This window comes from Pseudomonas sp. 13B_2.1_Bac1 (assembly GCF_025466155.1).
Lineage (GTDB): Bacteria > Pseudomonadota > Gammaproteobacteria > Pseudomonadales > Pseudomonadaceae > Aquipseudomonas > Aquipseudomonas aylmerensis.
In genome coordinates this window covers 97,011-111,211 of record NZ_JANLOH010000104.1, presented here as the reverse complement: position 1 = coordinate 111,211, position 14,201 = coordinate 97,011, and the positions used below count along the sequence as shown (strand labels likewise).

13 protein-coding genes are annotated in these 14,201 nt (G+C 61.7%); 4 read left to right on the top strand and 9 right to left on the bottom strand.

Translation table 11 applies throughout. The features are described from left to right. Positions 1–2,280, top strand: coding sequence for a CHASE2 and HATPase_c domain-containing protein (locus NTD80_RS26100; protein WP_262135460.1), 2,280 nt, complete (start codon positions 1–3; stop codon positions 2,278–2,280). 182 nt (positions 2,281–2,462) lie between these two features. On the opposite strand, the gene NTD80_RS26095 is transcribed toward NTD80_RS26100, so the two are convergent. The 4 genes from NTD80_RS26095 to glyQ all read right to left on the bottom strand — a co-directional run bounded on the left by NTD80_RS26095 (position 2,463) and on the right by glyQ (position 6,859). Next, entirely contained in the window at positions 2,463–3,233 is a 771-nt protein-coding gene (locus NTD80_RS26095; protein ID WP_065902705.1) for a lysophospholipid acyltransferase family protein, read from the bottom strand. Positions 3,234–3,315: 82 nt separating this feature from the next. Then, positions 3,316–3,855, bottom strand: a complete 540-nt coding sequence (gmhB, locus tag NTD80_RS26090) for a D-glycero-beta-D-manno-heptose 1,7-bisphosphate 7-phosphatase (RefSeq protein ID WP_262135471.1) — start codon at positions 3,853–3,855, stop codon at positions 3,316–3,318. Next, complete coding sequence (gene glyS / locus NTD80_RS26085) at positions 3,855–5,909, bottom strand: glycine--tRNA ligase subunit beta (protein ID WP_065902707.1); 2,055 nt, start codon at positions 5,907–5,909, stop codon at positions 3,855–3,857. Before glyS ends, gmhB begins: the two co-directional genes overlap by 1 nt. Beyond that, on the bottom strand, positions 5,906–6,859 hold the full coding sequence (gene glyQ / locus NTD80_RS26080; protein WP_003187265.1) for a glycine--tRNA ligase subunit alpha: 954 nt from the start codon (positions 6,857–6,859) through the stop codon (positions 5,906–5,908). Before glyQ ends, glyS begins: the two co-directional genes overlap by 4 nt. An 81-nt stretch (positions 6,860–6,940) precedes the next feature. On the opposite strand from glyQ, the gene NTD80_RS26075 reads away from it, so the two are divergent. Together NTD80_RS26075 and NTD80_RS26070 are read left to right on the top strand one after the other, a co-directional pair. Beyond that, a complete protein-coding gene (locus NTD80_RS26075) occupies positions 6,941–7,498 on the top strand; it encodes a DNA-3-methyladenine glycosylase I (RefSeq protein ID WP_262135459.1) in 558 nt (185 codons plus the stop codon). Positions 7,499–7,538: 40 nt separating this feature from the next. After that, complete coding sequence (locus NTD80_RS26070; RefSeq protein ID WP_065902711.1) at positions 7,539–8,426, top strand: lysophospholipid acyltransferase; 888 nt, start codon at positions 7,539–7,541, stop codon at positions 8,424–8,426. A 129-nt stretch (positions 8,427–8,555) separates the two neighbouring features. Here NTD80_RS26070 and NTD80_RS26065 read toward each other — a convergent pair whose 3' ends face one another. The 5 genes from NTD80_RS26065 to def form a co-directional block, all read right to left on the bottom strand. Next, a complete protein-coding gene (locus NTD80_RS26065; protein ID WP_262135458.1) occupies positions 8,556–8,867 on the bottom strand; it encodes a hypothetical protein in 312 nt (103 codons plus the stop codon). Positions 8,868–9,003: 136 nt separating this feature from the next. Further along, positions 9,004–10,377 (bottom strand): Trk system potassium transporter TrkA, encoded by a 1,374-nt coding sequence (gene trkA / locus NTD80_RS26060; protein ID WP_065902713.1) that lies wholly within the window; start codon positions 10,375–10,377, stop codon positions 9,004–9,006. A gap of 22 nt (positions 10,378–10,399) precedes the next feature. Then, the gene (rsmB, locus tag NTD80_RS26055; RefSeq protein ID WP_065902715.1) at positions 10,400–11,710 is read right to left on the bottom strand and encodes a 16S rRNA (cytosine(967)-C(5))-methyltransferase RsmB; all 1,311 of its coding nucleotides are present in this window, start codon (positions 11,708–11,710) and stop codon (positions 10,400–10,402) included. Next, complete coding sequence (fmt, locus tag NTD80_RS26050) at positions 11,707–12,660, bottom strand: methionyl-tRNA formyltransferase (protein ID WP_262135457.1); 954 nt, start codon at positions 12,658–12,660, stop codon at positions 11,707–11,709. Before fmt ends, rsmB begins: the two co-directional genes overlap by 4 nt. A gap of 69 nt (positions 12,661–12,729) precedes the next feature. Next, the gene (gene def, locus NTD80_RS26045) at positions 12,730–13,236 is read right to left on the bottom strand and encodes a peptide deformylase (protein WP_053127413.1); all 507 of its coding nucleotides are present in this window, start codon (positions 13,234–13,236) and stop codon (positions 12,730–12,732) included. A 135-nt stretch (positions 13,237–13,371) separates the two neighbouring features. Here def and NTD80_RS26040 point away from each other — a divergent pair, with 135 nt between their 5' ends. Then, positions 13,372–14,148, top strand: a complete 777-nt coding sequence (locus NTD80_RS26040; RefSeq protein WP_262135456.1) for a peptidoglycan-binding protein — start codon at positions 13,372–13,374, stop codon at positions 14,146–14,148. The last annotated feature ends 53 nt before the right edge of the window (positions 14,149–14,201 follow it).

Sequence of the window (14,201 nt, the reverse complement as noted above, 5' to 3'; positions counted from 1 at the left end):
ATGATGCTCTGGGGCAAGCCCGAGAAACGCCAGCCCACCCACGCCCAGCGCTTGTTCCATGGCCTGGTCCGCGAGTGGCTGTGGATCGGTTTACTGCTGCTGCCGATCACGGCCTATCTGTCATTGAGCCCCGGCCTTGCCTTGAACAACCCGTTGTATGACAGCCTGCGTCGGCTGACCCCACTGCCGGTGGACCCGCGTATTTTGCTGGTGACGATTGACGATCAGAGCGTGAAAAAGCTCGGTCAATGGCCTTGGCCGCGCAGTTTGCACGCCGACCTGATCGACCGTCTGAATGCCGCACAACCCGCCGGCATCCTGTTTGATGTGATCTTCAGCGAGCCCGGCAACCCAGTTAATGACAAACGCCTGGCCGATGCCGTGTGCAATGCCGGTAACGTGTTGTTGCCACTGTTGCGCGATAGCACCGCCAGCTACAGCCGGCCAGGCGAGCAAATGTCGGCGCTGCTGAAATGCGCCAGGGGCGTTGGCCATATCAACGTGGAAGCCGACAACGACGGCGTGGTGCGCAGCTTGTATATGCGCGAGGGCCCACCGGATGCTGCCGTTGCGCAGTTGGCATGGCTGGCCTACGAGATGAGCGGTGAGAAGTCGCCGATGCCGGGGGAGGCACGCGAGCCGGTCGATCAACACTGGCACCGGGAGCATGCCATTCGCATTCCGTTCATTGCGCCGCACACGCATTTCCCTAGTGTGTCCTACGTCAGCGTATTAAACGGTGAGGTGCCTCCCGAGCAACTGCGCGACCGTCTGATTCTCGTGGGCGCCACGGCCTCCGGAATGGGCGATCGATTCGTCACGCCCCTCTCCTCCACCGTTGGCACCACGGCCGGCGTAGAGATCCAGGCCAATGTGCTCAATGGCTTGCTGCAAGGGCGAAGCATCGTTGACGTGCCCGCATGGCTGGCGGCAACCCTGGCGACGTCGCTGGTCGCATTGTTGCTGGGATTGTTGCTGTACCGCCCGCGCTATGCGCTATGGATGACCCTGGGCTGCATGGCCACGGCGTTGTTCGGTGCCTGGGCGCTGCTGCGCCTGGGCCACTGGTGGTCGCCGGCGGCCTGCTTGATTGGTTTGTTACTGAGCTACCTGATCTGGAACTGGCGGCGCCTGAGCGCGATCCTCGCCTATTTCGGCTGGGAGCTGGCGCGGCTGGATAACGAGCCCAAAGTGCTGCCCGAGCGCCGGCGCGCGCCTGCCAGCCATGGTGATGTGTTGCAGGGGCGTATATTCGCGCTGGAGCAAGCCGTGAGCCGCACGCGAGATACGCGGCGCTTTATGGCCGATGGCCTGGAGTGCTTACCGGTAGCCACCCTGATCACCGATCCCGGCGGCAATATTTTGCTGGCAAATCGCATTGCCCGTGAGGTGTTCGGCAATGACCTGGTCAACGAAAACCTCATCGAACAACTCGCCGACCTCGGTTATCCACCGCTGCACAATGGTGTGCGCCCTGCCCTGTCCGCACTCGAACTCATCGAGTTCCGAGATATCCGCCAGCGTAGCCTGCGCATGGAGCTGGCCCCCTTGCTGCCGGCTGAAGGTGACGTCGCATTGGGTTGGCTGCTGAGCCTGACGGACCTGAGCAAGGAGCGTGATGCCCAGCAGCATCGCGAGACCATGCTGCGCTTCCTCTCCCATGACCTGCGCGCGCCGCACTCGGCGATCCTCGCGTTGCTGGATGTGCACAACGGCGAGTCACCGGTATTCGCCCAGATCGAGCAGCAGGTACGACGCGCCTTGAGCCTTACCGAGTCGTTCGTACAGCTGGCGAAAGCCGAGGCTGATGGCTATCAATTCCAGCCGACCCTGTTCGCGATGCTGGTGATGGATGCCTTTGATCAAGTCGCGTTGATCGCCCAGCTCAAGGGCATTCACTTGGTGCACGACCTGGATGAAGCCGATGAGGGCATGGTGTGGGCCGATCAATCGTTGCTCACGCGCGCGTTGTTCAACGTGCTGGAGAACGCGATCAAATACTCCCCGTCGGGTACCACCGTCCGGCTGAGTCACGCCACTGTGCAAGGTTGGTTGGAATGCCGTATCAGTGACCAGGGGCCGGGGATCGCTGCGCAGGATTTACCGGAGCTGTTCAGCCAGTACCGACGCTTCGATTCCGCGCAGGGCAGTGAAGGCCTGGGGCTGGGCCTGACCATGGTCAAAGCCGTTCTCGAGCGTCATGGAGGGCGGATCAGTTGCGAAAGCGTGGTCGGTAAAGGCACCACGTTCAGCCTGCAGTTGCCGCTGTGGGAAGAGTGAGAAAACCCACTTTCCTGCTGTGCATAAAAAACCGGTCCCAAGGACCGGTTTTTTTCTGCGAGAAAAACTTATGCACCTTTTCCGCTATTTTATGAGCTTGGGAAATATGTAAGTAAATCAGCTTCTTATAAGTCAAAAAGACCAATTCGCCAACAAACCGTACACAGGTTATCCACAGAAGCTCATACCACCGGCGTGTCGACCACAACCGGCTCTGGCGGCAGCGAACCCATGGCCCGCTGCTGCGCTTCATTCCAGGCCGCAGCACGGTCATTCAGCGCGGCAATGGCGCGCGGGCCTTCACCTTCTGCATACATCGGTTCGCCAATCACTACGGTGATGGTGCCCTCACGCTTGGCCCAGCCGGTCTTTGGCCAGTACTTGCCGGCGTTATGCGCAATCGGCAAGACCGGCAGGTGGGCGTTGACGGCCAACGCGGTACCACCGCGTGAGAACTTGCCTACGGTGCCGTAGGGCACACGGGTACCCTCGGGGAAGATCAACACCCAAACGCCGTCCTTGAGCAGCTCGTCGCCCTTCTTGGCCACATGCTTGAGCGCCGCCTTGGGGTTGTCACGGTCAATCGCGATGGGACGCAACATGGCCATGGCCCAGCCGAAGAACGGCACGTACAGCAGCTCACGCTTGAGCACCTGGCTCAGGGGCGAGAAGTACGCCGAGAGGAAGAACGTCTCCCAGGTGCTCTGGTGGTTCGACAGAATCACGCACGGCTGGTCCGGCACGTTTTCGGCGCCCTTCACCTCGAAACGGATATTGAGGAACACCTTGGTCAGCCACAACGCGCAGCGGCACCAATAGACGTTGATAAAGCGATAGCGCGCCTTGAACGGCAGGAAGGGCGCGATAAAAAAGCTCAGGGTGCACCAGAGGAAAGAACTGGTGCCCAACAGCAGGTAAAAGAAAAAGGTTCTGATGGCCTGCAAAATCGACATGGCGGCATTTACCGTTGCGGGACAACGCCCGCCTGTTAAAAGCGCACTCCCGAACGGTCCTTGGTCAGGAAGTCGAGGGCGGCTAGTTGTTGATAAGTTCTGCGGCAACCGCCGCCAGATCGTCAAAAATCAAGGTGCCTACCGGCAGGTTTTTCGCCTGGGTCTTTTCGCCTTTCCCGGTCTTAACCAAAACTGGCTGAGAGTCGACGGCTTTGGCCGCCTCCAGGTCACCGAGGCTGTCCCCGACGAACCATAGCCCAGCCAAGGGCACCTTGTAATGTTCTGCAATGGTTTTCAACATGCCAGGCTTGGGTTTGCGGCAATCGCAGCCCTCATCCGGCCCGTGGGGGCAGTACACCACCAGCCCCACCTCACCGCCCTGCGCGGCCACTAACGTGCGCAAGCGCGCGTGCATGGCGTCCAGGGTGGCGATGTCGTAGTAACCGCGGGCGATGCCGGACTGGTTGGTGGCGATGGCCACCGTCCAGCCGGCTTTGCTCAACTGCGCGATGGCCTCGATCGAGCCGGGCAGTGGAATCCACTCCGCCACCGACTTGATGTAAGCGTCGGAGTCGTAATTGATCACCCCGTCCCGATCGAGAATCAGCAGTTTCAACATGATCAGCCCAGTACGGAAATGTCGGCGATATTGATGAACAGGCCACGCAGACGCGCCAGCATGGCGTAGCGGTTTTTGCGTACACCCGCGTCTTCGGCATTGATCATCACCGCTTCGAAGAACGCATCCACCGGCTCACGCAAGGTGGCCAGGCGCGCCAGGGCTTCGGCGTAGTTGCGTTCGGCGATCAGCGGCTTCACGGCGTTCTCTGCCTTGGCAATGGCCGAGTTCAGCGAGAACTCCTTGGCATCGGCAAACAGGCCAGGGTCGACATCGGCGTTGCCCAGGCCTTCGGCCTTGCTCAGCAGGTTCGACACGCGCTTGTTCACGGCGGCCAGGGCATCGGCCTCAGGCAGTTTGCGGAAGGCCTGCACGGCTTGTACGCGCTGGTCGAAGTCCAGCGCCGAACCCGGCTGCAGGGCACGTACCGACAGGTACACCGAGACATCCACGCCTTCGTCTTCGTAACGCGCACGCAGGCGGTCGAACACGAACTCCAGCACTTGCTCGGCCAGGCCGGCCTGCTTGACCTTGCCGCCGAACTGGCCGACCGCGAACACCACGGCCTGGGTCAGGTCGAGGTCCAGCTTCTTGTCGATCAGGATACGCAGCACGCCCAGGGCCGCACGGCGCAGGGCATACGGGTCTTTGCTGCCGGTAGGCAACATGCCGATACCGAAGATACCCACGAGGGTGTCCAGCTTGTCGGCGATCGCCACGGCTGCACCGGTCAGGGTGGTCGGCAGTTCAGCGCCGGCACCGCGCGGCATGTACTGCTCGTTCAACGCCAGGGCGACATCGTCCGGCTCGCCGTCGTTGAGGGCGTAGTAGTAGCCGGCAACACCTTGCATCTCCGGGAACTCGCCGACCATCTCGGTGGCCAGGTCGCATTTGGACAGCAAGCCTGCACGCGCAGCCCAGGCAGCATCCCCACCAATGCGTGGCGCGATGTAGGCGGCCAGCTTGGAGACGCGCACGGCTTTGTCGTAGACGCTGCCGAGTTTTTCCTGGAACACCACGTTTTGCAGGCGCAGGTTGAAGTCTTCGAGCTTCTGCTTCTTGTCTTGCTTGAAGAAGAACTCGGCGTCGGTCAGGCGCGGGCGCACGACTTTCTCGTTACCGGCGATGATCTGCTGTGGGTCCTTGCTCTCGATGTTGGCCACGGTGATAAAGCGCGGCAGCAACTTGCCATCCACGTCCAGCAGGCAGAAGTACTTCTGGTTGTCCTGCATGGTGGTGATCAACGCTTCTTGCGGCACGTCGAGGAAACGCTCTTCGAACGAGCACACCAGCGGCACCGGCCATTCAACCAGCGCGGTCACTTCGTCGAGCAGACTTGGCGGCACGATGGCGGTGCCTTCCTGCAGGCGGGCCAGCTCTTCGGTGCGCTTGCTGATCAGCTCGCGACGCTCGTTGGCATCGGCCAGCACGTAGGCTGCACGCAAGTCGTCGAGGTAGTTGGCCGGCGAGGTGATGCGCACGCTCTGCGGATGGTGGAAGCGGTGGCCACGGGAATCACGGCCGGCCTTCTGGGCAAGGAGCGTGCAGTCGATGACCTGGTCACCGAGCAGCATCACCAGCCATTGGGTCGGACGCACGAACTCTTCCTTGCGCGCGCCCCAGCGCATGCGCTTGGGGATCGGCAGGTCGTTCAGGGAATCTTCCACGATCGTCGGCAACAGGCTGGCCGTTGGCTTGCCCTTGATGACCTGGCTGAAACGCAGTTTCGGGCCACTTTGATCGATTTCGCTCAGCTCGACGCCACACTTCTTGGCAAAACCCAGGGCCGCTTGGGTCGGGTTGCCGTCAGCATCGAAAGCGGCCTGGCGCGGTGGGCCGTCCAGGTTGATGTTACGGTCTGGCTGCTGGGTTTCCAGCGCGGTCAGCAATACGGCCAGGCGACGTGGCGCGGCGTAGACTTTTTTCGCTTCAAACTTCAGGCCAGCGCTGTGCAGGCCTTTTTCGATACCGGCCAGGAACGCGTCGGCCAGGGTATTGAGTGCCTTGGGTGGCAGCTCTTCGGTGCCCAGTTCAACCAGGAAATCTTGAGCACTCATTGTGCAGCCTCCAGCTTAGCCAACACTTCATCACGCAAATCCGGGGTAGCCATCGGGAAGCCCAGCTTGGCGCGAGCCAGCAGGTAGGCTTGGGCGACGGAACGCGCCAGGGTGCGCACACGCAGGATGTATTGCTGGCGCGCGGTTACCGAGATGGCACGGCGAGCATCCAGCAGGTTGAAGGTATGGGACGCCTTCAACACCATTTCATAGCTCGGCAACGGCAGCGGCTGGTCGAGTTCGATCAGGCGCTTGGCTTCGCTTTCATAGAAGTCGAACAGTTCGAACAGCTTGTCGACGTTGGCGTGTTCGAAGTTGTAGGTGGACTGCTCCACTTCGTTCTGGTGGAACACGTCGCCGTAGGTGACTTTGCCGAACGGGCCGTCAGCCCACACCAGGTCGTAGACCGAATCCACGCCTTGCAGGTACATGGCCAGGCGCTCGAGACCGTAGGTGATCTCGCCGGTTACCGGGTAGCACTCGATGCCGCCCGCTTGCTGGAAGTAGGTGAACTGGGTCACTTCCATGCCGTTGAGCCAGACTTCCCAGCCCAGGCCCCAGGCGCCGAGGGTTGGCGATTCCCAGTTGTCTTCGACGAAACGGATGTCGTGGACCAGCGGGTCCAGGCCGACATGTTTCAACGAGCCCAGGTACAGTTCCTGGAAGTTGTCCGGGTTCGGCTTCAGGACTACCTGGAACTGGTAGTAGTGCTGCAGACGGTTCGGGTTTTCGCCGTAGCGGCCGTCAGTCGGGCGACGACTGGGCTGCACATAAGCGGCGTTCCAGGTTTCCGGGCCGATGGCCCGCAGGAAGGTAGCGGTGTGGAAAGTGCCGGCGCCTACTTCCATATCGTAGGGCTGAAGTACCACACAACCTTGCTCGGCCCAGTATTGCTGGAGGGCGAGGATCAAGTCTTGGAAGGTACGCACGGCTGGCGTAGGCTGGCTCACGAAATTCACCTGTTACTTGGGCTGCGATTTAAAGAGCGGGAGTATACCCGATTCGGCCCTGCCACCACTCCCTGGAGCCTTATGCCACGCTGCTTTTGGTGTTCTGAAGATCCGCTGTACATGGCTTATCACGATCAAGAGTGGGGAACGCCGCTGCGCGATGCGCAGGGTTTGTTCGAGTTGCTTTTGCTCGAAGGGTTCCAGGCGGGCCTGTCCTGGATCACCGTTTTACGCAAACGCGAGCATTATCGAAAGGTCTTGTTTAGCTTTGATGCCCAGCGCCTGGCACAGCTGACCGATGCAGAAATCGAAGCGCTGATGCTCGACCCGGGCATCGTGCGCAATCGCCTCAAGCTCAACGCCACCCGACGCAATGCCGCTGCCTGGCTGGCGCTGGAGGACCCGGTGGAGTTTCTGTGGTCGTTTGTGGGAGGCGTGCCCAAGGTCAATCATTTCAAGGACCGCAGCCAGGTCCCGGCCATTACGCCGGAGGCCGAGGCCATGAGCCGCGCCCTGAAAAAAGCCGGGTTCACCTTCGTCGGCCCGACCATCTGTTACGCGTTCATGCAGGCCTCGGGCATGGTCATGGACCACACTCAGGATTGCGACCGTTACGCGGACTTGGCCAACGCCGGTTAGAATGGCCGCTTTGCGCACCACACACGATCAGGAGTGACCTGTGGAAAAGTTTAAAGGCGCCTTGCTGGTAGGCGCTCTTCGGTTGTTTGCCCTATTGCCCTGGCGCGCGGTTCAAGCGGTCGGCACGGCGATTGGCTGGATCATGTGGAAGACCCCCAACCGCTCTCGCGACACGGTGCGGATCAACCTCTCCAAATGCTTCCCCGAGATGGACCCGGTCGAGCGCGAACGCCTGGTCGGTCGCAGCTTGATGGACATCGGCAAGTCGCTGACCGAAAGCGCCTGCGCCTGGATCTGGCCGGCCCAGCGCTCCATCGACCTGGTGCGCGAAGTCGAAGGCCTGGAAGTGCTGCATGAAGCCCTGGCCTCGGGCAAGGGCGTGGTCGGTATCACCAGCCACCTGGGCAACTGGGAGGTGTTGAACCACTTCTATTGCAGCCAGTGCAAACCGATCATCTTTTACCGTCCGCCCAAGCTCAAGGCCGTGGACGAATTGTTGCGCAAACAGCGCGTGCAATTGGGTAACCGCGTGGCGGCCTCCACCAAGGAAGGCATCCTCAGTGTGATCAAGGAAGTGCGAAAAGGCGGCCAGGTGGGCATCCCTGCCGACCCGGAGCCGGCGGAGTCGGCCGGCATCTTCGTACCGTTTTTTGCCACCCAGGCCCTGACCAGCAAGTTCGTGCCGAACATGCTCGCGGGCCACAAGGCGGTCGGCGTGTTCCTGCATGCCCTGCGGCTGCCGGACGGCTCGGGTTACAAAGTGATCCTGGAAGCGGCGCCGGAAGACATGTACAGCACCGACACTGCCACCTCCTGCGCGGCGATGAGCAAGGTGGTGGAGCGTTATGTCGGCGCCTACCCGAGCCAGTACATGTGGAGCATGAAGCGCTTCAAGAAACGCCCGCCGGGCGAGGCGCGGTGGTATTGATTCACGTCGATCTGTAGACCCATGCAGATCCAGTGTGGGAGCTGGCTTGCCTGCGATGGCATCACCTCGGTGTAACTGAAGGACCGAGTTGCCTGCATCGCAGGCAAGCCAGCTCCCACAGGAATCTCTTCAGGCTTGGCGATCAAGTTTCTTCAGGAACACCGTCATCTCTTTCTCGGCCTGTTTATCGCCATGCGCCAGGGCCGCTTCGATCCCCTTCTCCCACGCCAGCCGCGCTGCGGCGTTATCACCCAGGCCTTGTTGCGCCTTGCCCAACAGCTTCCACGCCGCCGAATACTTCGGATCAAATTCGACGCACTTGTGCAGATGCTCCGCCGCCTTGGCGTTGTCCTTCAGATCCAGATAACCCTTGCCCAAGCCAAAGCGTAGCAATGAGTTATCCACACCCTTGGCGAGCATTTTTTCCAGGGATTCGAGCATGGCTGTGCATCCTTTAGCTAGGTCGGGTTTTCAATAACGCCCTCGCGGGCAAACCCGCTTCCATAGCAGGAGCGCGATCTCCTGTGGGAGCGGGCTTGCCCGCGATGAGGGCGGCAGGCTCAGCTGAATGTGTTGATCAGAAAAAACTCAGCCCCACGTGGAACAATTTCTCCACATCACGGATATGTTTCTTGTCCACCAGGAACAGGATCACATGGTCACCCGTGGCGATCACCGTGTCGTCGTGGGCAATGATCACCTCTTCGTCGCGAATGATCGCACCAATGGTGGTGCCCGGCGGCAGGCCGATATCGCGGATGGCCTTGCCGATCACCTTGCTCGATTTCGCATCGCCGTGGGCAATCGCCTCGATGGCTTCCGCCGCGCCACGTCGCAGGGAGTGCACGCTGACGATATCGCCCCGGCGCACGTGGGCAAGCAAGGTGCCGATGGTCGCCAGCTGCGGGCTGATGGCGATGTCGATATCGCCGCCCTGGATCAGGTCGACATAGGCCGGGTTGTTGATGATGGTCATCACCTTCTTGGCGCCCAATCGCTTGGCCAGCAAGGACGACATGATGTTGGCCTCGTCATCGTTGGTCAGCGCCAGGAAGATATCGGCGTCGGCGATGTTCTCCTCCATCAGCAGGTCACGGTCCGAGGCGCTGCCTTGGAGGACGACGGTGCTGTCGAGGGTGTCGGACAAGTGCCGGCAGCGTGCAGGATTCATCTCGATGATCTTGACCTGATAGCGGCTCTCGATGGCTTCGGCCAGGCGCTCGCCAATCTGCCCGCCACCGGCGATGACGATGCGTTTGTAGGTCTCGTCCAGCCGGCGCATTTCGCTCATCACCGCACGAATATTGGCTTTGGCAGCGATGAAAAATACTTCGTCGTCGGCCTCGATCACGGTGTCGCCCTGGGGCAGGATCGGTCGGTCGCGGCGGAAGATCGCCGCCACGCGGGTTTCCACATTCGGCATGTGTTCGCGCAGCTGGCGTAATTGCTGGCCCACCAACGGACCGCCGTAGTAGGCCTTCACCGCCACCAGTTGGGCCTTGCCCTCGGCGAAGTCGATCACCTGCAAGGCCCCGGGAATTTCGATCAGGCGCTTGATGTAGTGGGTCACCACCTGTTCCGGGCTGATCAGCACGTCCACTGGAATCGCGTCGTTGTCGAAAAGCCCGGCACGGGTCAGGTAAGCCGCCTCACGCACGCGGGCGATTTTGGTCGGCGTGTGGAACAGGGTGTGGGCGACCTGGCAGGCGACCATATTGGTCTCGTCGCTGTTGGTCACCGCCACCAGCATATCGGCGTCGTCGGCACCGGCCTGGCGCAGCACCGTCGGAAATGACGCGCGGCCCTGCACGGTGCGGATGTCCAGGCGGTCGCCAAGGTTGCGCAGGCGTTCGGCATCGGTGTCGACCACAGTGATGTCGTTGGCTTCACTGGCCAAATGCTCGGCCAGCGTGCCACCAACTTGCCCTGCCCCAAGGATGATGATTTTCATCCGGTCACTCCCTTAAACCCATTCAGCCGCGTGCGGCGGCAATCTTGATCAGTTTGGCGTAATAGAAGCCGTCGTGTCCGCCTTCCTGTGCAAGCAATTGGCGACCATGGGGCTGCTTGATGCCGGCGGCCGTGGCGAGATCGAGCTCACGCGCACCGCTGGTGCGGGCGAGGAAGGCTTGGATCACCTCGGTGTTTTCGGTGGGCAAGGTCGAGCAGGTGGCGTAGAGCAGGATGCCGCCGACTTCAAGGGTCGGCCACAGTGCGTCGAGCAACTCGCCCTGCAGCACGGCCAGGGCGGCGATGTCGTCGGGTTGGCGGGTCAGCTTGATGTCCGGGTGGCGACGGATCACGCCGGTGGCGGAACAGGGGGCGTCAAGCAGGATGCGCTGGAACGGCTTGCCATCCCACCAGGTGGCGGTATCGCGGCCGTCGGCGGCGATCAGCTCGGCACTCAGGCCCAGGCGTGCGAGGTTTTCCCGCACGCGCACCAGGCGCTTGGCTTCGAGGTCGACGGCGACCACACCGGCGAGGTCTTTTTCGACCTCAAGAATGTGACAGGTCTTGCCGCCAGGCGCGCAGCAGGCGTCCAGCACGCGCTGGCCGGGGGCCAGGTCGAGCAGGTCGGCGGCCAGTTGCGCGGCTTCGTCCTGCACGCTGATCCAGCCTTCGGCAAAGCCCGGCAGGCTGCGCACATCGGTGGCGGCGTCGAGCACAATGCCGTCGATGCTGTACACGCAGGCGGTAGCGCCAATGCCGGCGTCCGCCAGCAGTTGCAGGTAGCTGTCCCGGTGGTGATGGCGACGGTTGACCCGCAGAATCATCGGCGGGTGTGCATTGTTGGCCGCGCAAATGGCTTCCCATTGCTCGGGCCAGAAGGCTTTCAGGGACTTTTGCAGCCAGCGCGGGTGGGCGGTGCGCACCACCGGGTCATGCTCCAGCTCGGCCAGCAGCGCTTCGCTTTCACGTTGGGCGCGGCGCAGTACGGCATTGAGCAGCGCCTTGGCCCAGGGCTTTTTCAGTTTATCGGCGCAACCGACGGTTTCGCCGATGGCCGCGTGGGCCGGCACGCGGGTGTAGAGCAACTGGTAGAGGCCCACCAGCAGCAACGCTTCGACATCGGCATCCGCCGCCTTGAACGGCTTTTGCAGCAGCTTGGCCGCCAGCGCCGACAAGCGCGGCTGCCAGCGGGCAGTGCCGAAGGCCAGGTCCTGGGTGAAGCCACGGTCGCGGTCGTCGACCTTATCGAGCTGCGTGGGCAACGAACTGTTCAGCGAAGCCTTGCCGTTGAGGACGGCGGCGAGAGCCTTGGCGGCGGCCAGACGCGGATTCATTGCGCGACCACCCCGAGAAGCGTGCCCAGGGCAAATTTCTCACGACGGCTGTTGAACAAATCGCTGAAATTAAGCGCCTTGCCCCCGGGCAATTGCAGACGAGTCAGGCACAGCGCCTGCTCACCACAGGCGACCAGCAGGCCGTCCTTGCTGGCGCCAATGATTTCACCGGGAACGCCTTTACCGTCGGCCAGGGTGGCAGCCAATACCTTCAGGGCTTCGCCATTGAGGCTGCTGTGGCAGATCGGCCACGGGTTGAACGCGCGCACCAGGCGCTCCAGCTCCACGGCCGGGCGGTTCCAGTCGATGCGCGCCTCGTCCTTGTTCAGCTTGTGGGCGTAGGTGGCCAGGCTGTCGTCCTGCACTTCGCCTTCCAGGGTACCGGCGGCGAGCCCGGCGATGGCCTGGATCACGGCAGGTGGGCCCAGTTCGGCCAGGCGGTCGTGCAGGCTGCCGCCAGTGTCTTCGGCGGTGATCAGGGTAGTGACTTTGAGCAGCATCGGGCCGGTGTCCAGGCCAGCCTCCATGCGCATCACGGTGACGCCGCTTTCACGGTCACCGGCTTCCACGGCGCGTTGGATCGGCGCCGCACCGCGCCAGCGCGGCAGCAGCGACGCATGGCTGTTGATGCAACCCAGGCGTGGGATATCCAGCACCGCTTGCGGCAGGATCAGGCCATAAGCGACCACGACCAGCAAATCCGGCTGCAGCGCGGCCAGTTCGGCCTGGGCCTCGGCATTGCGCAGGGTCGGCGGTTGCAGCACAGGAATGTTGTGCTCGAGCGCCAGTTGCTTGACCGGGCTCGGCATCAGTTTTTGCCCGCGACCGGCCGGGCGATCCGGCTGGGTGTACACCGCGACGATGTCATAAGGGCTGGCAAGCAGCGCCTTGAGGTGTTCGGCGGCGAATTCGGGGGTGCCGGCAAAAACAATGCGCAATGGCTCGGTCATGGGAGGTCTCGGTTAAAAGCAGTCACAAAAGAAAAAGGCTTGCCGCAGCAAGCCTTTGGAAGAAGGGCATCAAGCTTGCTGGCGATGCTTTTTTTCCAGCTTCTTCTTGATCCGGTCACGTTTGAGCGTGGACAGGTAATCGACAAACAGCTTGCCGTTGAGGTGGTCGCATTCGTGCTGGATGCAGACTGCCAGCAGGCCTTCGGCAATCAGCTCGAACGGCTTGCCGTCGCGGTCCAGGGCCTTGATCTTCACGCGCAGCGGGCGTTCGACGTTCTCGTAGAACTCCGGCACCGACAGGCAGCCTTCCTGGTATTCGCCCATCTCGTCGGTCAGCGGTTCGAACTCGGGATTGATGTACACCCTCGGTTCGCTGCGGTCTTCCGACAGGTCCATGACCACGACGCGCTGATGCACGTTGACCTGGGTCGCGGCGAGGCCGATGCCCGGGGCTTCATACATTGTTTCAAACATGTCATCGACCAACTGACGAACCTTGTCGTCCACTACGGCCACCGGTTTGGCGATCGTGCGCAGGCGCGAGTCGGGGAATTCGAGGATGTTCAAAATAGCCATAAGCGTAATTGCTGCACATGTGAGGTAGAGGCAAATCGGCGTTGGGATGGACCCAGACAGCCGGTGTGAAAGGCTCGCAAGCCGCGAAGGCTATGGCATTTCACGCGAACGCACATAATAAAGGAGATTCACCCCATGAGGAAATCGCTACTCGTCTTGCTGCTGTGGGCCCCGCTTGCCATGGCCCTGCTTCCTGCACCCGTCCAGCGCCTGGATCCGCCGGCCTATCAGGCCATCCAGCGCTTTTTGTTGCACAACCGCATTCTTGATTCGCCCACCGACCTGGACACCGCGCCCTACATTGTCGCCGCCGGCAACGGCCGGGTATTGGGTGCCCATGACGAGCACGTGCATGCCCGGGGCGACCTGGACCCTGCCCAGCCGGGTTATGCAATCGTGCGACGCGGCAAGGCTTACACCGATCCGTACACCCAGGAGCTGCTGGGTATCAACGCGGATGACATCGGCACCGCACAATTTGTAACCGCAGGTGATCTCACCACCCTCGCCGTGCATCGGGTCACCCAGGAGGTCCGGCCTGGCGATCGCTTGCTGCGCGTCCAACCTGCCATCGATCCGGCCAACTTTGGCGCATCCCGGTCAGCGCCGTTCATTGCGGGACAGATCATCGATATCCCCAGGGGGGTGACCCAGATCGGCGTGCTGGATGCCGTCACCCTCAACAAAGGCCGCCGTGACGGTGTGGTCGAAGGCCAACTGCTGACATTGATCAAGGCCGGCGCGACCGTGCGCGACACCCTGACTGGCGCACCGGTCACGCTACCGGACGAACGCGCCGGCACGCTGTTGGTGTTTCGCACCTATGAAAAGCTCAGCTATGGCCTGGTGCTCAGTGCTTCCCGACCCCTGGCCGTAATGGATCGTTTCGAGAGTGCTGATCAAACGCAATAAATAGCCTGCTAAATAAGTTACCAACAGAGTTATCCACAGCTTGTTCCGGTCAA